Here is a 19,679-nt window from a genome sequence, read left to right on the forward strand (position 1 = left end):
TGGAGTGGCAATGCGTGAAGGAGTACAAGTGACACTTGTCCCAGTCATTATCTGCGGCGGCGCGGGCAGTCGCCTGTGGCCGGTTTCGCGTTCAGCTCATCCCAAGCCGTTTATCGAACTGCCGGATGGTGGCAATTTGATTCGAAAAACATACAGTCGGGCCTTGGCTTTGGGAGTGGTGAGTGAAGTTCTGACGATCACTAACCGTGATCTCTATTTCAAGACGCTCGATGAGTACTGCGCACAGAATCCTCAATTCAATCGTTTGAGTTTTGTCCTGGAGCCCTTTGGACGCAATACCGCTGCGGCAGTTGCGTTAGCGGCCCAAGAAGTTGTGCGTACTCATGGGCAAGATGCTGTCATGTTGGTGTTGCCAGCCGATCATTTAATCGATAACCAAGTGGCATTTGCCGATGCTTTTTCTGCCGCCAGTGCCCTGGCAAGAGAAGGATGGCTGGTGACCTTTGGGGTCAAACCCGAATATCCGGAAACCGGCTATGGCTATATCCAGAAAGATAATGACGTGCCCCTTGGCAATGGTTTCAAGGTCAAGCGTTTCGTCGAGAAGCCGGGTCTGGAAACTGCCCAGGGTTATTTGGCTTCGGGCGAGTACTTCTGGAACTCGGGCATGTTCTGTTTCCGCGCCGGAACCTTGCTAGAAGAAATGGCATTGTGTGCCCCCGATGTGTTCAGTGCTGTCGAGCAGTGCCTGGCTTGCTCGGGCACGATGCAAGGCGATAGTCATCGAAGCCTGCACCTGGACCCGGAGAGCTTTTCCAGGGTCCCTGATATCTCTATCGACTTCGCATTAATGGAGCGCTCCAGCAGAGTCGCGACGGTTCCTTGCGATATCGGCTGGAGTGACATCGGTTCGTGGAACGCCATGAGTGAACTGTCACCCGCGGACGAACAGGGTAATCGTGTTGAAGGCGAGGCTATTTTTCATGGGGCCCGTAACAACTACGTGCGCAGCCAGCACCGTGTAGCGGCCTTGGTGGGCGTTGAGGATCTGATCATTGTCGATACGCCTGATGCGCTGTTGGTCGCGCACAAGAACCATGCGCAAGATATCAAGTCGATCACCGAGCAGTTGAAAACAAGTGGTCACCAGTCTCATTTGGATCACACGACCGTACGACGCCCCTGGGGAACCTACACGACCCTGGAAGAGGGGGTGCGTTTCAAGATAAAGCGAATAGTCGTCAAGCCCCAGGGGTCGTTATCGCTGCAAATGCATCACCATCGTAGCGAGCACTGGATCGTGGTGAGTGGTATGGCGCGAGTGGTCAACAATGATCGCGAGTTTTTGTTGAATACCAATGAGTCGACCTTTATTCCTGCAGGGCACACGCACCGCTTGGAAAATCCTGGTGTCATCGATCTGGTACTGATCGAGGTGCAGAGCGGCGACTATCTGGGGGAAAACGATATTGTTCGATTTGAGGATATTTACGGCAGGGCCGTAGGGTAAATCGCGAGTTTTTAGAGGCGGGGCCGAGGCCTCGCTTCTTCGGGTTTGCTTTTAGGCGTATCAAGGATCGAAGCTATAGTCAAATGTTGCAATAAGTCAGGTATATGCCCGGCTTTCTTCAGGAGTCAGCGATGTTGGGGTTGTTTAGAAGCCTTTGGGAGTACCGAGGTTTCGTCTGGTCATCCATTCGGAATGAGTTCGTTGCCCGTTTTGCCCGGAGTCGATTGGGCGGTCTGTGGATGATCATTAACCCGCTTGCGCAAGTAGCGATTTATGCGCTGGTTTTATCCAATGTGTTGGCGGCGAAGCTACCGGGAATTGATAACAGGTATGCCTATGCGCTTTATTTGATGGCAGGGCTTCTGGCCTGGAGCCTGTTCTCTGAAATCATCGGGCGTTGCCTGACACTATTTATTGATCAGGGAAACCTGATGAAGAAAATGCGTTTCCCGCGTATTACCTTGCCGGTTATTGCAGTGGGTTCTTGTCTACTGAACTACGGGCTTTTGCTCGTCGCGTTGTTATTGGTGTTTGCTTTGTTAGGCCAGTCTCTGACCTTGTACGCTTTCTGGCTTGTGCCGCTGACAATGGTTGTCACTGCATTGGCGGTGGGTATCGGCTTGGTGCTGGGCGTCCTTAATGTATTTGTCCGTGATACTGGCCAAGTAGTTCCAATTGTCCTGCAAGCTTGGTTTTGGTTCACGCCGATCGTTTACCCCGAAAATATTATTCCCGAAAGTTTCAAGGGGCTGATGGCTTACAATCCGATGTACCCGATTGTTACTGCTTATCATGACGTATTGGTGCATTCACGTATGCCCAATATCGATGGGCTTATTATTCCAACAGCGATTGCGATTACTCTGATGTTGTTGGGGTTAATGATGTTTAGACGCGCTGCACCAGAAATGGTGGACGTACTATGAGCCTTTTGAGTGTGAGCAACCTGGGTAAGGCCTACCGGGTTTATGCCTCAGAGTTTCAGCGGATCGGCCGTTGGTTTGGCTTGCCGATAAAACCCAGTGAAGAGCACTGGGTGATAAAAGGTGTCAATTTTACGATTCATCCAGGCGAATCGATTGGCATCGTTGGCCAGAATGGAGCTGGCAAATCAACATTGCTGAAAATGATCACCGGTACGCTGCAAGCCTCTGAAGGCAGTGTACAGATTAATGGGCGTATTGCTGCCATTCTGGAATTGGGGATGGGGTTTACGCCGGAGTTGAGCGGGCGTCAGAACGTCTTTCATTCTGCTGGCCTGATGGGCTTCAGTGCCGCCGAAATCATCGGGGCGATGCCGGATATTGAAGCCTTTGCGGAAATTGGCGCATATTTTGACGAGCCGGTAAGAACCTACTCCAGTGGCATGCAGATGCGTGTTGCCTTTGCAGTGGCGACAGCGTTCAAACCTGATTTACTGATCGTCGATGAGGCACTTTCCGTCGGCGACAGTTACTTTCAAGCCAAGTGCTTCAAGCGAATCAAGCAATACCGCGATGAAGGAATGACCTTGATTTTGGTGTCCCACAGTGCGGATGATATTGTTCGACAGTGCGAAAGGGCCATTCTGCTCAAGAATGGGCGTGTTGAGTTCGATGGTCCCTCCCGGGAAGTTACCAATCTCTATCTCGATGAGCTTTTCGGCAAAAAGAAAGGCATAGTTCATGAAACGGAAGTCGAAAGTCCGGGGCTTGTTTCAGAAGATTTCCTGAATGCTGACGATATTTTTGCTACTCGTGGAGGTTACAACCCATCAGAATACCGCTGGGGCCATGGCGGTGCGGCGATTCTGGACTATCTGGTTATTGTCGATGGTGAGCGGTTCCCATCACGTATCGAGAGTAACTCAAACGGTGATTTTTACTTCAAGGTCAGGTTTGATGCCGACTTTGAAAATGTCGTGCCCGGTTTTTTGATAAAAACGTTGGATGGCGTTTTTATTTATGGCACAAATTCGTTTGTGTCAAGTCGTGGTCAAATTGTTATATCTGTGAAGGCTGGCGATATCAGAATGTTCAAGTTCTCAGTCCCACTGAATTTGAACGCGGGAGATCATCTGATCTCATTTGGTATATCGTCAGGTAACCCGTTGGTGGGTGATTTAATACCATTAGACCGACGTTACGATTCCGTCATGTTGAACATAAGCAGGGTCGTCCAGTTCTGGGGGATATCAGATATGCAGGCAACCTTCAATATTGAATATCAGGACTCTTTGAAAGTTGAGATTGTGGCGTATGATTGAACAATTGGTAGCGGACTTGCCAGAGGTATACCAACCAATCTTTGGTCATTCTGATTTTTCAGATCATGCTTCGCGTCCCTGCGCGGACCGACTCGAAGTAATCGCAGTCATTTATGACGCGTTACAAACGCTTCTCGGCCGACCACTCAAAATTCTGGATTTGGGTTGCGCTCAGGGGTATTTCAGCTTAAGTCTTGCCTCTCGTGGTGCATCGGTTAGGGGGGTCGATTTTCTTGATAAAAATATCTTTTTATGTAATGCGCTCGCAGAGGAAAACCCTCAATTTAACGTGACTTTTGAAATAGGGCGTGTTGAGGACGTAATTGATCAATTACAGCCTGGGCAGTATGACTTAATACTTGGATTGAGCGTTTTTCATCATGTGATTCATGAGCGTGGAGTTGATGAGGTAAAACGCTTATTTCAGAATGCTGCGGTCATGTGTGGTGCGCTGATTTTGGAAGTTGCGCTGCGTGAGGGGGATTTGTATTGGGCCAGCGCTCAGCCCGAAGATCCTTTGGTTCTGCTTGAAGCTGTTACGTTCGTTCGTGAGGCTGCGCGTTGTAAAACGCACCTTACAAGCGTAGAGCGTCCGCTTTATGTGGCGAGTAATAATTATTGGATAGTCCAAGACAAGGCAGGGATGTTCGATACGTGGAGCAAGGACTCTCACGCGCTAGCAAATAATACGCATGAAGGAAGCAGGCGATACTTCTTCGGATCCCAGGAAGTTATTAAAAAGTATCATTTTGTAGGACCAAGAGCAGAACATAATCGCCTTGAATTTTTTCGTGAAAGGATGTTTTTGTCTGATGCACCTCCTGGCTATCCTGCGGCCCTTCCAATAGTTTTTTCTGAAACTGAGCGGGAGGGTTGGGTTGTTATGCAGCGGCTTCAGGGGAACCTGCTGCTAGACGTACTGAGCGATTCTTTTCTGGATCGTAAACGTATACTTAAAGATATTTTAGAGCAATTGGTAGAGTTAGAAGTTTTCGGTTTTTATCATAACGATGTTAGAGCTTGGAATATTCTCGTTGCAGAGTGCGGCGGTGCGTACCTAATTGATTATGGTGCTATTTCGCAAGAAGCAAAGGACTGCGTTTGGCCTCATAATGTATATCTAGCTTTTATGGTATTTGTTCATGAATTGGCAACGGGGCACGTTGCGGATCCATCCCCTATTCGACAGATCTCAATTGCACCATTTAAGTTACCACAACCGTTTCGTAGTTGGGCGTCTGGGTTGTGGGCTTTACCTGCAAAGCAATGGAGTTTTCGTTTGATGCTTGAGCACCTCAATGCTTTAGGTGAGCAACCAACAGATGGGGAACCAGAAAAAAATGAAGAGCTTTGGATGCAAGCCATCGAAGAGGCGATAGACCTACACAGTGGGCGCATTCGAGATTTAGGTGAGCAACTTTTAGGGAAAAGTCACGATATGGACCTACGGCTTGAGAGTGTTCGGGACCGGGTGGAGAGTGTTGCCGAGTTTACTCTTGATGTTCAGGGAAGTATGAAGGATTTTGAACGGCGGGCGATACACAGTGAAGCGATCGCTGAGCAGCTGCGGCTGCAGCTCCAGGATGCGAGCCAACGCATTCAGTCTGCAGAGCGACGTAGCCATGAGACTGAGTTGGCGCTACGTGAAAGCATCGGCCGAGCAGCCCAAGCAGATGCAAGACGGGTATCCTCAGAGTACTTGAGTGACTCGTTACGAGAGCAGTTCAAACAGTCGGCCAATGACTTGTTTGAGCTCTGCAAGGGGCATCAAAAAATCATACTTCAGTTCGAGAGCGAACAGCGACGTCGTTTGAGTCTTGAAGCACAGATTGAGAATGTCGAGGAGCGCGCCTGTGTGTTGGAAGCAGAGCGTGACATTATTCTTAGCGAGGCTGGTGCTGCTCAAACGCAAATTGAATATTTGGAAAACCATCCAAAACACTTGGGTTTGCAAATAAAGATATTGACTGGGCAACTCGTTTCTATAGAGGAATATAGAAAACGTTTAGTTGATGAGTTAAATATTCATCAGTCGCGTACGGTGGAATTGGACGAACAGTTACAGGAGGTTCGTCAACGTCTTGCTGTTGCATTGTCTGATGCTAGCCGCGAACAAGCTAATGAGATTGAGGCCGCGCACCAGCAGGCGCGGACCACATTAGATGAAGCGCTTGCAAATGCACATCATTGGTATGCCCAGGCAATAGCAAATGAAAAGCTGGTAACAGCGCTTCATAAAAGCACCTCATGGCGTATTACTTGGCCTATGCGGGTAATAACTCGAGCATTACGCTGGACTTTGCTACTTCCAGTGCGGCTGATCAGAGCGGTTATGCGCAGAGGGGCGGTAATGCTCATTCGGTATCTGCTAGATCTACCGGCATTGAGTAGATCCCTTATCGTTTTCCTCAAGCGTTATCCACGTCTATACGCGCATCTGCGTGGTTTTGCTCGTCACCGAGGATTGATCCGAGCGAATCAGATTTCTACAACTAATACTGATTTTATCACTTCTCAAGTGAAATCAATGCAAAGGCCCTTGATGCAAGCTAGGGACTCATATCGGGATTTTGAGGGTGCGTCAGTTACAAAAAATGAATACTCCGAGAAAAGGATCGCCGTTCTGGCGCCTATTTCCAGTTCGGGTGTGGCAGGTGGTGCAGAGCGTTTTTATTCAGGACTGGTTAAAGCTCTACAAGCTCAGGGTTGCGAGGTAGAACTGATTTGCTTGCCTGTTGATGAAGCTACGTTTGATGGTATTAAACAAGGTTATCAGGATTTTGCCGAATTAGACTTGAGCGAATTTGATTTAGTCATATCTACTAAGGCGCCATCTTACGCTGTAAAGCACCCTAATCACATACTGTATCTGGTTCATACCGTTAGGGTCTTTTATGACATGTTTGATGATGTTTTTCCTCATGCTAATGAGGAGATAAAAGCGCAGCAGCGCTGGGTTCATCACCAAGATGGGCAAGCTTTTTCCCAGGTAAAACACCGGTTTTCCATTGGGGCTGAAGTATCTAAGCGATTAGTTGATTGGAATGACTATGATGCTGAGGTCATTCATCCTCCGATGGATATTGATGGACTTTACAACACAGGTACCGGGGATTATTTTTTTATGCCTGGTCGTCTTCACGAGTGGAAGCGAGTTGATTTGGCTATCAGGGCAATCAAGCATTCGTCGTTGGCAATGAAACTGGTTGTTTCGGGGGAGGGGGACGCCGCGCAGTACTTGCGTGAACTCGCTGATGGAGATGCTCGGATAGAGTTTCTGGGGCGAGTCGATGACGAAACACTTAAGCGCCTATATGCCGGCGCATTGGCTGTTCCATTTCTTCCTATTCGCGAAGACTACGGTTATATCACGCTGGAAGCGTTTGCTTCCGGTAAACCGGTTATTACATGTACCGACTCTGGTGAGCCTCAAGCTATTGTCGAACATGGAGTTTCGGGGTTTGTTTGTCTGCCGCAGCCAGAGTCGGTTTGCCAGGCTTTTGAACGGCTTTGGTTGGATCGTACACTCGCTACTCGTATGGGCAAGGCGGGGCAAGAGCGAGTATCCGGTATTAACTGGGTGGGTGTTTCCAATCGCTTGCTGCAAGCCGGCTTTCCCGAGATTAACACCCCTGTGATTCATCTTAAGCCACCGCTCAAGGTTGCAGTGCTTGACATGCAGCCGATCATTCCCGCAGTTGGTGGAGGTAGACTTCGTTTGCTGGGGCTCTATCATGCGCTTGGAGAAGACCTGCAGGTCAGGTATGTGGGGTCGTACGATTGGCCGGGTGAAAAATATCGGCGCCATACGATCACTCCCATGTTTGAAGAGATTGATGTCCCTCTAAGTGCCGAACATCATGCCGCCGCAGAACAAGCCGCACACCAAGCGGGGGGGAAGACGGTAATTGATATGTTGTTTTCTCAGCAAGCGCACTTATCTCCCGACTATCTAAAGGAGGTTTTTGATGCAGTTGAGTGGGCGGAGGTCGTAGTATTCTCGCACCCATGGGTTGCTCCATTAGTGAGTGATAATTTGTTGAGCGGGAAGACGGTAGTGTATGACTCGCAAAATGTGGAGTCAGAGCTGCGTTCGCAACTGTTGAATTTGGATAACCCATTTGAGCAAAGCGTGCTGGATGAAGTTATTCGTTCAGAAAAACTTGTCGGGGATCGGGCTGATATTGTTCTTGCATGCTCACAAGAAGATATAGATGGTTTTTTTGCTCGTTTCGGCTGGAGCAGAAGTAAGCTAAAACTTGTCCCGAATGGTGTTTTCAGCAATGTGATTCGGCCTCCAACACATGATGAGAGGGACACAGCACGTAAGGCTTTAGGTTTTGTCAATAGTGATCGCGTGGCCTTTTTTATAGGCAGTAACTATGCACCCAATATTGAGGCAGGACTGTTTATAGTCGAAGAACTAGCGAAAGAACATCCTAATTGTATTTTTGCAATTGGCGGAGGCGTATGCAGTCGGCTACCGGGAGGGCTACCCAAGAATGTTCGTCGCGTTGGGTTTCTAGAAGAGGAGGATAAGGTCCGTTGGCTGCATGCTAGCGACTTCGCAATTAACCCAATGTTTTCTGGGTCTGGCACTAATATTAAAATGTTCGATTTTATGTCCGCAGGCCTACCTATTGTCGCCACGCATGTTGGTGCAAGGGGGATTGTATCTAACAGTACCGATGGAATATACCTGGCTGAGCGCGAGGATCTGAGCCGTTTGGTAGGAAATATATTTAACAATCGTGATGCAATGATCTCGGGCGGCCATAGTAATCGACGTTTTGTCGAGGAATATTTCTCTTGGGAAAGTATCTCTCCGGCATTGGGTTGTATCATTCGTAGTGCGAACTTGCGTAGGCAGGGCTCCACATTGCTGTCCGGCGCAGATACAAAAAAGACGCTTAGAGTGGCACATTTGAGTACCGTTGGCCTCAAATGCGGAATTGGTGAGTACACTAGAAAACTAATAAGCGTTTATCAGAATAATGGTGTTTCCAATTTTATTTTAGGTGCGCAGGCTGCAAACGAACAACCTGATCTTGCAGGTATTGGCGTACCTGTCGAAATAGTTTGGTTTTTTGATAATGTGACATGGAAAAATAGTCGTATCGAGAACGACGCTCTAGAAAACTTACTTAAGTGGGAGGTCTCTCACTTAGTTATTCAATATCACCCTGGTTATTATTCTGCTGAAGCTCTGAGCTCCTTCGTTGAGTCGGTGATTTTTCACGATATTACAGTCTCGGTGATTGTGCATAACTTTGTGAATGAAAGTGCCTCGGCCATGTGCAAGCTTAATAAGTTGGGTGTCACATTATTTTCTCATCGAACAACCGAGGTCCTTCAGGCAAAGTTGCTGGGTGTTGTCCTTGAAAAGATCCCCTTGGCGATGGAGTTTATACAGGACTTTCCGCGCAAGACGATTACTCATCGAGACTGGATTGCTAAACCGCCAGTTATTACAACGACAGGTTTCCTGCGGAAGCACAAAGGGGTTACTTCCCTGATTCGTGCTATGTCCGAAGTGCTAAGGGTATTTCCTGGTGCGCAGTTGATTGTTCAATGTGCTCTATACCCAAGTGAAGACTCCAGACAGGAGCTTAAAGACTGTGAGTTGGAGGTTGCTCGGCTTGGCTTACAAGACTCTGTCAAATTGGATACACGCTTTCTCGATAAGAATCTGGTGCTGAAAGAGTTGGCGAAGGCAGATCTTGCAGTGTTGCCTTACGAGCAGAGTAACGAAGGCGGGAGTGCTACTGCGGCAGATTGCATGTGTGTGGGGCTGCCATTGATTGTTTCAACCGCTGAGATATTCGATGAAGTGCGGAGCGTAGCATTCACAGTTTCGCCAGATGTTGCAGAAATATCCCAAGGTATTTTGAATGTGTTGTCAGATTCTGAGCGTTATGCTGCTTTAGTGGAGGCTTCGATAGAGTATGCAAAGGAAAATTCTTGGGAGAATATTGCAGGAGTATTTTTGTCTACATAAACGCTAGCGGGCGTCGAAAAAGCGTTATGTAGTTGACGCTTTCGATGCCTTCTATAGCATTAGCCTATTTAAGCACCTGCGCAGAGGTATTTGCTCTCTGTTGCAGGGGGGGCGATTTGCAATTAATAGGGCGTGGGCAGTGTTCGTGATTTGCTGGGGTACGAGCGTAATGGGGTGGACGTATGATTGATATTCCTAGATTTAAGGTGAAATACACCAATGGCCTAGTACTGGCTTTGGTGTTTGTATTTTTTTCATTTTTATATGTTCTGTTTAAGAATCTTGGACTCTATCCTCTGGTTATGTCGGATGAGTATAATTATAGTAAATACTCGAGGTTGTTGCCGCTTTCTCAGGAGTTTTTACCGAATTACCTTTATTTTTTCATATATGGGGCTGTTAGTTACTGTGGGGACGGTTTTTTACAGTGTTCAAGGGTTCTTAATACTGCTTTTTTTATCTGCTCTTTTCCATTTATTTATCTGACATCAAGACTGGTCGTTACAAGAACAGTTTCGTTTTTTATTGCAGCAGTGTCTATTTTAGGGCCTTTGAATTCTTATACGGCTTACTATATGCCCGAGTCGCTTTATTTTTTTTGCTTTTGGGTGTTTTGTTGGTTTGCTTTGAGGCTGGATCTTCGCTCTAGCTTAGCTTCGTGGGTGGCATGTGGTGCGATATTAGGTGTGTGCGGCTTAGTCAAGCCACATGCATTTTTTCTCGTTCCGGCGGTTATTGTCTATATGTTGTATTTAGGGTGTAAAGCCTGTGATGTTTCTTTGCGCTGTATAGTTTCCCGAATTGTCGTTTTTGTATTGGCGGCTTTTATAGTTAGAGTCGCGTTTGGCTACCTTTTAGCTGGGCCGAGTGGTTTATCTGTTTTTGGGTCTTTTTACTCCTCTGAGATTAATAAGGCGTCTGGTGGGCTGCAAAAATATATAGAGCTTGCTCGCTTGAGTATCTATAGTGTAGCTGGGCATATTTTCTCATTGAGTGTATTGTTTGGTCTTTCTCTCGCTATTGCACTTGCGACGGTAGGTAAATCGCTCCTTTCTAAAGGGGATGTGAGCCCCAAGCAAAAAATTTCGTTTTTTTTGATAATCAGTTTGTTGGTGCTGATTTCTGTTGTGGCGCTATTCACCGCATCTGTATCTAGTAGTGGCATATATGAGACTATCGGTAGGTTGCATATGCGCTACTATGACTTTTTGTTTCCTATGTTTCTGATAGTTGCCGCCTCGCAAATTAAGAAAGTTGAGCAGGAAGAATTTGGCTGGATGCGTGTAGTGTTTGGTGCTGCTATTTCTATCGCGGCGTTGTATGTTTTGTTTAATGGGCTGGCTGGCTATAGTCCAGGATTTGTTGATAGCCCGAGTCTTATGGGGGTTGTAGCTAATGCAAAAGCTTTTTTTGTATTTAGTTTGATTTCTTTCACTCTGATAGTTTTGTGGGTGGCAGGCTCCAAAAGGTCTGTAATACTGTTTTTATACTGTTATGTGCCGCTTTCAATGGGGTTTTCTTCTTTTTATTTAAATAAGAACGTTTATGCGGCAGTAAAACCGACGGTTTTTGATAGTGCTGGTATTTTTTCTAAACAGTATTTGCCTGTTCAGGAATTGCCGCATACGCTAGTGGTTGGTAGGGATGTTGCGGGGTTGTATCGCACTTTATTTCATATGGATAATGCAGGTGCTAGTTTCGAGGTGTTACCAGAGGGGAAGCAATACGATTTTTCTACTGTGCCTGAGTCAACACAATGGATTCTGGCGGTAGGTGAGAGTTTATTGCCAGAAAAAAACGCGCATGAGTTTCGTGTTGAAATGAACGGTTTTCAACTCGTTAGGGTCGGGCGGGAAATGGAGGTCGATTTTGCTCGTGACTCTTGGCCTGGAATATTAGAGTCTGCTGGTGGTTTTTCTTGGGCTGAGCCGTGGGGACGGTGGTCAGATGCCAAAAAAATTGGCTTAAAATTTCTGGAGCCCTTACCCCAGAATCTTAAAATTACGATTGTTGGTCGGGCCTTTGGGCCTAATGTTGGAAAGGCTATAACTCTTAGTTTGGGCGTTGAAAAGGCAGAGTTCTCCTTGGGTGGGGAAATTGAAGAAAAAGTGGTATATCTGCGGAATAGTGACTATTCCCGCTCAATCTATTTTGATGTTCCAGATCCCGTAAGCCCAAAGGAAATGGGGGCTAGTACTGATGGGCGTAAGCTTGGAATCGGGCTTGTTAAACTACGGGTTGAGGAAGATTAGTGTTAAAGGAGCGACTCATGAAAAAAGCAATTATTACCGGTATTACCGGCCAAGACGGTGCCTACCTTGCTCAGCTGTTGCTGGAAAAAGGCTATGTGGTCTATGGCACCTATCGTCGTACCAGTTCGGTCAATTTTTGGCGCATGGATGAGTTGGGTGTCACTCAGCACCCTAACTTGCATCTGGTTGAATACGATCTTACGGACCTATCCTCCAGCATTCGTCTGCTGCAGACCACTGAAGCGACTGAGGTCTACAACCTCGCGGCCCAAAGCTTTGTGGGTGTGTCTTTCGACCAGCCGGTGACCACCGCCGAAATCACGGGAGTGGGCGCTGTCAATTTGCTGGAAGCCATCCGCATCGTTAACCCGAAGGTGCGTTTTTACCAAGCCTCCACCTCAGAAATGTTCGGCAAGGTCCAGGCAATCCCGCAGGTTGAGACAACACCGTTCTACCCACGCAGCCCGTATGGTGTCGCCAAGCTGTACGCACATTGGATGACCATCAACTACCGTGAGTCCTACGGCATCTTCGGTACTAGCGGTATCTTGTTCAACCACGAGTCGCCACTGCGTGGTCGTGAGTTCGTAACGCGCAAGATTACCGATTCTGTCGCCAAGATCAGCCAAGGCAAACTGGACGTCCTGGAACTGGGCAACATGGATGCCAAGCGCGATTGGGGGTTTGCCAAGGAATACGTGGAGGGTATGTGGCGAATGCTTCAGGTCGATGAGCCGGATACTTTTGTACTGGCAACCAACCGTACTGAGTCAGTGCGTGACTTTGTTTCTCTGGCGTTCAAAGCAATCGATATCAATCTCGACTGGAAAGGCGAAGGCGATCAGGAGCACGCAATAGACGCCGAAAGTGGTAAGACGGTGGTGCGGGTCAATCCGAAGTTCTATCGCCCGGCCGAAGTTGAGCTGCTGATCGGTAATCCTGAAAAAGCCAAGGCTGTGCTGGGCTGGGAGCCAAAAACCAATCTGGAGCAACTATGCCGGATGATGGTCCAGGAAGACCTGCGCCGTAATGAGCAAGGCTTTTCCTTCTGAGGTCAGTAGGGCGTGTTCACTTGCGTTCCAGGCGGGCGGGCTCGTGTTTGAGCCTGTTCCGTCCTATTTATGTTGTTCCGGCCAAGGGGGAATAGCGGTGAAACATGTTTTGTTAACCGGAGCTAATGGTTTTGTCGGTCAAGTACTGCTCGACCAGCTGTTGGCTGGTTATCGGGTGAGTTGTGCTTGCAGCACGCTCAATCCGTCACCCCGTGCGGGTGTCGAGCAGGTTGTATTGGATATTCGAGACCCAATTGCCTGCGCTGCAACATTGGAACGGTTAAAACCAACCCATATTATTCACTTGGCCGCCATTTCTCATGTGCCGACCAGTTTTCGTGATCCCCTGCTGACTTGGAATACCAATGTCATTGGCAGCCTGAATTTACTGGAGGCCATCAAGCAAAAGGTTCCGGATGCATTCGTTGTATTCGCCAGCTCTTCGGAAGTGTATGGCGAGGCATTCAAGGCAGGGACGGCGTTGGACGAAACCAGCCCATGCTTGCCGATGAACCCCTACGCCGCCAGCAAATTGGCTGCGGAGTTGGCATTTAAACAGTACTTCAAGCAAGGCATTCGAGGTGTTATAGCGCGCCCCTTCAATCACATTGGCAGTGGCCAGTCTCCTGACTTTGTAACGGCCTCCTTTGCTCGGCAGATCGCTTTGATCGAGAGCGGGAAGCAAGCACCTGTCATGCAGGTTGGTAATCTTCAAGCATGCCGCGACTTTCTTGATGTGTGGGATGTGTGTTCCGCTTACCTGCGGTTGCTTGAGTTGAGCGACGGTCGTGATCACCCCCACGTGCTCAATATCGCATCGGGGCAGGCACGCAAGATTCAGGAAGTTCTTGATGAGATGATCAGCCAGAGTACCGCCGTCATTTCAGTCGAACTCGACCCACAGCGCTTGCGCCCATCGGATATTCCATTTGCTGTTGGCAACGCTGAAGGTATCCGAGAGGTGCTTGGCTGGCAGCCTACTATCCCGTTCAAGGAGACACTGGCCTCGTTGCTGGCGGATTGGCGCATGCGTGTGGTGACTGAACAATGAACGTGCTGATGGGGACTGAGTCGTTGCAGCCTCCTTTGACGGGGATTGGGAACTACACGCTCAATCTACTGAAGGAGTTTCAAGGGCTGTCGGCTATAGATGCTGTGGACTGCTTTGACGGTGTTCGATTTTCATCGGCGGTAGATGTCTTGAGCAGGCAGTTACCTTGTGTAAGCCCAGGTGGTGGGTGGAAAAGCAAACTACGCAGTTCTGTGCGCGCATTGCCGTTGGCTTATCGTCTCAAAGCGGCTTGGTCGGGAGCGCGATTTCGACAGGGCGAGTGCACGCGTCGAGACTTTGTCTATCACGAGCCGAATTTTATTATTAAAGACTATGATGGTCCTTGCGTTACCACTGTGCATGACCTCTCGTTCATCAGTCATCCGCAATTTCATCCTGCGGAACGTGTCGCTTGGTTGAGCCGTCAACTACCTCGTACGCTGGACCGCGCCAATTTTGTGATTACAGATTCAGAAATCGTTCGTGCGCAGTTGATTGAGCAATTTAGTGTGTCACCCGACCGCGTTGCAGCGATTTATCTTGGCGCGGATGCTCGGTTCATACCGCGATCGGAAGGTGAGACTGAGTCGGTTCTGGCTCGGCACGGTCTTGTTCATGGTCGCTATTTAGCATTTGTGGGAACCATTGAGCCACGTAAAGGCATTTCGGCCTTGTTGGATGCCTGGGAGCGTTTGCCGTCGTCGCTGCGTCGGGGTTGGCCCTTGGTGATTGCCGGGGCTCCGGGCTGGCAAAATACGACATTGATAAATCGCATTCTAGCTTTTCAGGCCAAGGGCGAAGTCCGGTTTCTTCAATTTGTAAGCGCTGATGATCTACCGTTCATCTATGCGGGCGCTGCAGTCTTTGTCTATCCATCGATCTATGAAGGGTTTGGTTTGCCGGTACTTGAAGCAATGTCCTGTGGGGTGCCTGTCATTTGTGGCATTGGTACTTCGATGGCCGAGTTCGCTGATGGGGCTTGCTGCCTGGTTGAAGTCGAGCAATCCGAAGCGTTGGCTACCGCCATTGTGGAGCTGGTTGAGTCTCCCGACTTGAGACTTCGAATGGCATGTAACGGTCAGGTCCAGGCACGTCGATTTTCTTGGTCACGTTGTGCACAGGAAACCTTGAACGTCTACGTCAGGGCGATGGAGTCTGCATAATCCCTAACCGGAGTATCAGAAAAGTAAGAGGAAGCGGCGCCAAACACATGAAATATGCTCCTAAAATCGATATAGGTGTTTTTTGAAAATATTACATTTTTACAAGACCTTTGCCGCCCATCAACATGGGGGGGTAGAGATGTTCATCCGACATTTGACTCATGCGACTAGTCGGCTGGGGTGTGAAAACGTTGTACTTTCTTTGACGTCTGAAGGCGCATCAACGCAAGAGGGACCTGACTACCAGTTGGTCCATGCCAAGGAGGATTTTAACTTGGCATCAACGGGAGTGTCGTTGTCATCCTTCAAGATATTCTCTGTGTTAAGCAAGTCTGCGGATATTGTTCATTATCATTTTCCATGGCCATTTATGGATGTCGTGCATTTCGCCACGCGTGTGAAAAACCCCACGGTGGTGACTTATCATTCGGACATCGTTCGTCAAAAATTACTCAAGTGTCTCTATAGCCCTTTGCAAAGTGCCTTTTTGAAGAGCATGGACGCTATCGTGGCGACGAGCCCCAATTATTTGGAAAGCTCACCAGTCCTGGCCCAATACCGTAATAAATCGACGTATATTCCAATTGGCCTGGAGGAGTCGATGTATCCGGCCCCCGAAGCTGAAAAAGTTGCGGAGTTGCGCGAGCGACATGGCCGTTTTTTCCTGTTTGTAGGTGTTCTACGTTACTACAAGGGCCTGGAATTCCTGTTGCAAGCCATTGAGGGCCAAGGCTGGCCCTTGTTAATTGTAGGGGGCGGACCACTTGAACGTGACCTGATGCGGATGGCAGCTGAGCGTAATTTGCACAATGTGCAGTTTATTGGCCAAGTCAGCGAACAAGAGAAAGTTAATTTAATTCATGCCTGTTATATAGTTGTGTTTCCCTCACACTTGAGATCAGAGGCATTTGGGATCAGCCTGCTCGAAGCTGCGATGTTTGGGAAAGCGATGATTTGCAGCGAAATCGGCACGGGAACCAGTTTTATCAATCAGCATGAGGTTTCTGGTTTAGTCGTGCCACCACGCGATGCGTTGGCGATACGTGTTGCAATGAGGCAGTTATGGGAGTCCGCAGAGTTGGCCGCACGTTATGGAAAAGCTGCTCGCGCACGCTATCTGGCGGTATTCACCTCTAAGTCGATGGGGGACGATTATTTTAGACTTTACTCCGAATTGCTCATGTCCAAAGAAAAGGGAGCGAAGCTTAAAGAACGCAGTGTTCGCCCATTGTGAACAAGCAAGACCAATTCGTATGAGCCGGGTGAACCAGCACCTGAAAAGCAGCGCGGTTAGGGACGAGTGCTGGTATAACTAAAAAATGGACTACCTTAGAGGCCGGTTCATCCCCCATCAGCGCCAGCGCCTGCACGTACCACATCTTGGCTTCCGCCAACGTATCGCGCTCCAACTGACGGTAAGTACTGTCCCCGCGCGCCACCAACAACGACTGCAGGCGCATGAACGTGGCCGCCTTGTAATGCGTCGGGTTAGCCTGGGCCACCGCATCCGGGTTGGTGCTGTCCAGCGGAACCTCGTTCCAGCGGGTGTCCTCCAGCAATGGACGCACCTTCCACACCTGCTCATCACCATGCTTGGCGCCGGGCTTGAAGATGTGGCTCAACCAGCGCGTGGTCTCATCGAAGTGTTGCTCTTGGATCAAGCACTGCGTCACCAGCATCGGCACGTAGTAGAACAGCTCCCAGAAATACAGGGCATTGGCCCCGGCAAAATCCATCGGCACATCTTTTTTATCCATGTCGGTCAGCGCAGGCTCCAGGATATTTTGGGTCTCCAGGCTGAAAATCTGCTCCAGTCCTTGCCTGGCACGCTGTACCAGCTCGCGGGCAAACAGAGTGTTCAGACGGACAGTGTATGTTTTACCCGGCGAACCCCACCAAGACATGGTTTCAACATCCGCTGTACTGGTGAACAGCTGATGGACCAGGCTGGTGTCAGCCTATGTCAGAACTGCGGATTCAGCCTTTCCGCCTATCGTTAATGAACCGGATGCGCCCACCTCTGGCAGCGTGCCGGCGTTACCCCCCGTTTATCTTCATATCGCACGTGTCGTCGCGGCAGGAAAGAGGTTGAGGAGTGGCAAGAAATTGTCGTGGATCAATGGGGGATGAAGCCTCTCACCGCTCGTCGGAGGTTGGTGCTTTTGAACGGCAGGTCGATAAATGACTGTCTAGTCTGAAACGCCGTGACGAGCAGTATTATTCAGGCAATCAGGAGCTTGCCGGTACTGTTCGATTGTTGGAGGGAGCGGAGCTATGAGAGGTCTTGCCTTTATTGAAGACAATGGGGATGAGTTCCCGATCAACAACTTGGTGCGTTGTGGCCAGGCCGCATTTGAAGTGCAAGAGTCGCCTCAAGCCAATGGCGTGAGCAGGAAAAAAGCGCCGGCTCGGCCGGTGGCCAGTAATACGATGTTTTTCCCCCGGGCCTTGCCCAAGAGAAAGTAAGTTTCAATTCGAACAGCCCCGCTTGATGCGGGGCTTTTTATTGCCTGCAAATTGCCGATGTCATTCTTTATGAAGGGTTGATAAGTAAAGTCTGATAGCGAAAGAAGAACAGGCCGATACGGCTCGTCCGGTTCGCTCTAGCCTGGAAGGCACAGGTAATGGCGCGCGTCGAAGAACCAGGCTGTTGATCAAGTGGTCTGCGGTGATTTCACGGGCCGACTGTTCAACCAAGGCGCATGGTTTTTTTAATTATTGTTTGCGTATTATTTTTTTGGCTGTTTTCGAGTAGTCGTATTAGTTGATTTTTGCCAGGGAGCAGGGCGGAACAGGAGAGTTCTTCTGCTGTTTAAGATTGTTCTTATCTCAATCATTAATAACTGGAGATATGTTCGTTCTCCCGATTTATGCGGGGCTGCGCATCCAGCGATGATGCCTTTATATGAAACGCGATAAGGAAATAACGTGAAAGCCATTTTTAAACTCCTCGCTCTCTCTACTCTCGTAGCTGCAGCCACTGGTTGCACCAGCTACAACATCAGCCAGCCATCCGCCCCTATCGACAGTCAGGTTAAAACTGACTTGAAGGCCGATGTGGCTGTGGGCGAGGCAATCTCGGGTCAGTCGTCGGTGAACATTCTGTTTGGTTTCCTGAAGTTTGGCGGTGACAGCCAGTTTGCCGATGGCGTGGCCTATGGCGGTGATGGCGGTGGCGCTTTGGGCGGCCTGGGCTTCGACCCGGTCAGCGCAGCCAAGTCCGCTGCTGCGTTCAAGGCCGTCAAGGCGTCGGGCGCAGACCTGATCGTGGCACCGCGCTATGAAGTGAACGAAGAAAACTACTTCGTCTTCAAGAAGGTTTCGGTCACTGTCAAAGGCAACAAGGGCAGCATTCGCAGCATCCGCTGAGACCCTGTTGCCAGAGCGTCCAGGCCGCTGTCGAATCGGTTGCATGAGCGGTCAACCCAGGGCTGCTTGTGTGGATCGGGTTCGAGCATTTTCAGCAAGGTGATCTGAACATATCGTCTGGATAGGAGGTTGTGCGATCCGCGGCTGTTGCTCCCGGCCGTGGATGCTTTTCACGAAATCTTCACATCTGCCTGAGTACGCTCAAACCATCCGTTAAAAAGCAATATCCCTAGCCCGTTCCCCAGCGGGCTTTTTTTTGCGCGACGATAAAACTCTTTTAAAATCAGCTGTCCAAGCCACCTGAGAACACCCGGGTGTGGCTGTAGCCGCCTGTTTTGGGGGCGTGGCGCTGGGCTTTTGTGTCAGTTCGACAGTCTTTTTCGAGGTTCAATTCATGCGTTTAACTCTACCTGCCCTGGTTGTGGGACTTCTGCTGGCTCAAGGCGCAATGGCCGGTGATGGCACCGCTGCTATCGGTGGCGGCCTGGGTGGTGCGCTGGGCAATGTGGTCGGGCAGCAGCTTGGCGGCAGCACCGGTGCGGCCATTGGTGCGGGTGTGGCCGGGGCGGCAGGCAGCGCGGCAGGCGCACGTAAAGGCAGCCGGGCCAAAGCCGCGATTGGCGGTGGCCTGGGGTCGGCCGGGGGCTCGCTGATCGGCAATCGCCTGGGCGGCAGCACCGGTTCCACGGTGGGTGCCGGTATCGGCGGCGCTGCAGGTGGAGCCCTGGGGAGCAGCATGGGTCACAAGAAGCGTCATTGATCTTCGCGCCTGTTTGAAAAAACCCGGCCTCGTGCCGGGTTTTTCATGCGTGCTGGTCGGGGCTTGCCATACTGGCAGCAAGCATTTTCATTGCCCCAGGAGAGGATCATGCCTAGTGCCATTCCAGGCCCAGCAGTGCCAGACCCCGCAGAGCCGTCGGTGATCAACGATCCGGGGAACGAAGACCCCGGCTCCTTGCTGGACGACGCGCGGGTGCCATTGCAAGAGGCTCCTGACGAGGACGCAAACGAACCCGATCCCCATGAGTGAATGCCCTGGCATGGCCTTCATCTGGCCACGGTTGCTCGCGACCCGGCC

14 protein-coding genes are annotated in these 19,679 nt (G+C 49.7%); 13 read left to right on the forward strand and 1 reads right to left on the reverse strand.

The features are described 5' to 3' along the window. The first annotated feature begins 28 nt into the window (after nucleotides 1-28). The 9 genes from ACZ5BO_RS10740 (at nucleotide 29) to ACZ5BO_RS10780 (ending at nucleotide 16,466) form a co-directional block, all read left to right on the forward strand. On the forward strand, nucleotides 29-1,471 hold the full coding sequence (locus ACZ5BO_RS10740; protein ID WP_464701222.1) for a mannose-1-phosphate guanylyltransferase/mannose-6-phosphate isomerase: 1,443 nt from the start codon (nucleotides 29-31) through the stop codon (nucleotides 1,469-1,471). Nucleotides 1,472-1,602: 131 nt separating this feature from the next. Further along, nucleotides 1,603-2,397 carry an ABC transporter permease gene (locus ACZ5BO_RS10745; protein ID WP_464699632.1) on the forward strand — a complete coding sequence of 265 codons (795 nt, stop codon included), beginning with the start codon at nucleotides 1,603-1,605 and terminating at the stop codon, nucleotides 2,395-2,397. Next, complete coding sequence (locus ACZ5BO_RS10750) at nucleotides 2,394-3,716, forward strand: ABC transporter ATP-binding protein (RefSeq protein ID WP_464699634.1); 1,323 nt, start codon at nucleotides 2,394-2,396, stop codon at nucleotides 3,714-3,716. The genes ACZ5BO_RS10745 and ACZ5BO_RS10750 overlap by 4 nt, the downstream gene beginning before the upstream one ends. Next, the gene (locus ACZ5BO_RS10755; protein ID WP_464699636.1) at nucleotides 3,709-9,714 is read left to right on the forward strand and encodes a glycosyltransferase; all 6,006 of its coding nucleotides are present in this window, start codon (nucleotides 3,709-3,711) and stop codon (nucleotides 9,712-9,714) included. Before ACZ5BO_RS10750 ends, ACZ5BO_RS10755 begins: the two co-directional genes overlap by 8 nt. A 182-nt stretch (nucleotides 9,715-9,896) precedes the next feature. Beyond that, nucleotides 9,897-11,966, forward strand: a complete 2,070-nt coding sequence (locus tag ACZ5BO_RS10760) for a DUF7024 domain-containing protein (RefSeq protein ID WP_464699638.1) — start codon at nucleotides 9,897-9,899, stop codon at nucleotides 11,964-11,966. Nucleotides 11,967-11,983: 17 nt separating this feature from the next. Continuing rightward, nucleotides 11,984-13,018 (forward strand): GDP-mannose 4,6-dehydratase, encoded by a 1,035-nt coding sequence (gmd, locus tag ACZ5BO_RS10765; RefSeq protein ID WP_464699640.1) that lies wholly within the window; start codon nucleotides 11,984-11,986, stop codon nucleotides 13,016-13,018. Nucleotides 13,019-13,115: 97 nt separating this feature from the next. Then, nucleotides 13,116-14,069 carry a GDP-mannose 4,6-dehydratase gene (locus ACZ5BO_RS10770; RefSeq protein ID WP_464701224.1) on the forward strand — a complete coding sequence of 318 codons (954 nt, stop codon included), beginning with the start codon at nucleotides 13,116-13,118 and terminating at the stop codon, nucleotides 14,067-14,069. Continuing rightward, nucleotides 14,066-15,232 carry a glycosyltransferase family 4 protein gene (locus ACZ5BO_RS10775; protein ID WP_464699642.1) on the forward strand — a complete coding sequence of 389 codons (1,167 nt, stop codon included), beginning with the start codon at nucleotides 14,066-14,068 and terminating at the stop codon, nucleotides 15,230-15,232. Before ACZ5BO_RS10770 ends, ACZ5BO_RS10775 begins: the two co-directional genes overlap by 4 nt. A gap of 82 nt (nucleotides 15,233-15,314) precedes the next feature. Beyond that, the gene (locus tag ACZ5BO_RS10780) at nucleotides 15,315-16,466 is read left to right on the forward strand and encodes a glycosyltransferase (protein ID WP_464699644.1); all 1,152 of its coding nucleotides are present in this window, start codon (nucleotides 15,315-15,317) and stop codon (nucleotides 16,464-16,466) included. On the opposite strand, the gene ACZ5BO_RS10785 is transcribed toward ACZ5BO_RS10780, so the two are convergent. Beyond that, nucleotides 16,438-17,136 (reverse strand): hypothetical protein, encoded by a 699-nt coding sequence (locus ACZ5BO_RS10785; protein WP_464699646.1) that lies wholly within the window; start codon nucleotides 17,134-17,136, stop codon nucleotides 16,438-16,440. The genes ACZ5BO_RS10780 and ACZ5BO_RS10785 overlap by 29 nt on opposite strands. A 370-nt stretch (nucleotides 17,137-17,506) precedes the next feature. On the opposite strand from ACZ5BO_RS10785, the gene ACZ5BO_RS10790 reads away from it, so the two are divergent. The 4 genes from ACZ5BO_RS10790 (at nucleotide 17,507) to ACZ5BO_RS10805 (ending at nucleotide 19,631) form a co-directional block, all read left to right on the forward strand. After that, complete coding sequence (locus tag ACZ5BO_RS10790) at nucleotides 17,507-17,698, forward strand: hypothetical protein (protein WP_025128743.1); 192 nt, start codon at nucleotides 17,507-17,509, stop codon at nucleotides 17,696-17,698. Nucleotides 17,699-18,160: 462 nt separating this feature from the next. Then, a complete protein-coding gene (locus tag ACZ5BO_RS10795; RefSeq protein ID WP_025128744.1) occupies nucleotides 18,161-18,601 on the forward strand; it encodes a hypothetical protein in 441 nt (146 codons plus the stop codon). A gap of 394 nt (nucleotides 18,602-18,995) precedes the next feature. Beyond that, a complete protein-coding gene (locus ACZ5BO_RS10800) occupies nucleotides 18,996-19,361 on the forward strand; it encodes a glycine zipper domain-containing protein (RefSeq protein WP_073698924.1) in 366 nt (121 codons plus the stop codon). Nucleotides 19,362-19,469: 108 nt separating this feature from the next. Then, nucleotides 19,470-19,631, forward strand: coding sequence for a hypothetical protein (locus ACZ5BO_RS10805; RefSeq protein ID WP_177330268.1), 162 nt, complete (start codon nucleotides 19,470-19,472; stop codon nucleotides 19,629-19,631). Nucleotides 19,632-19,679: the final 48 nt, after the last annotated feature.

Source organism: Pseudomonas sp. FFPRI_1 (assembly GCF_055384485.1).

Excerpts from the sequence above, each read along its gene's own strand:
- ACZ5BO_RS10745 (WP_464699632.1), top strand. The coding sequence starts at position 1,603 with ATGTTGGGGTTGTTTAGAAGCCTTTGGGAGTACCGAGGTTTCGTCTGG.
- ACZ5BO_RS10750 (WP_464699634.1), top strand. The coding sequence starts at position 2,394 with ATGAGCCTTTTGAGTGTGAGCAACCTGGGTAAGGCCTACCGGGTTTAT.
- ACZ5BO_RS10755 (WP_464699636.1), top strand. The coding sequence starts at position 3,709 with ATGATTGAACAATTGGTAGCGGACTTGCCAGAGGTATACCAACCAATC.
- ACZ5BO_RS10760 (WP_464699638.1), top strand. The coding sequence starts at position 9,897 with ATGATTGATATTCCTAGATTTAAGGTGAAATACACCAATGGCCTAGTA.
- gmd (WP_464699640.1), top strand. The coding sequence starts at position 11,984 with ATGAAAAAAGCAATTATTACCGGTATTACCGGCCAAGACGGTGCCTAC.
- ACZ5BO_RS10775 (WP_464699642.1), top strand. The coding sequence starts at position 14,066 with ATGAACGTGCTGATGGGGACTGAGTCGTTGCAGCCTCCTTTGACGGGG.
- ACZ5BO_RS10785 (WP_464699646.1), bottom strand. The coding sequence starts at position 17,136 with ATGTCTTGGTGGGGTTCGCCGGGTAAAACATACACTGTCCGTCTGAAC.
- ACZ5BO_RS10790 (WP_025128743.1), top strand. The coding sequence starts at position 17,507 with ATGAGAGGTCTTGCCTTTATTGAAGACAATGGGGATGAGTTCCCGATC.
- ACZ5BO_RS10800 (WP_073698924.1), top strand. The coding sequence starts at position 18,996 with ATGCGTTTAACTCTACCTGCCCTGGTTGTGGGACTTCTGCTGGCTCAA.
- ACZ5BO_RS10805 (WP_177330268.1), top strand. The coding sequence starts at position 19,470 with ATGCCTAGTGCCATTCCAGGCCCAGCAGTGCCAGACCCCGCAGAGCCG.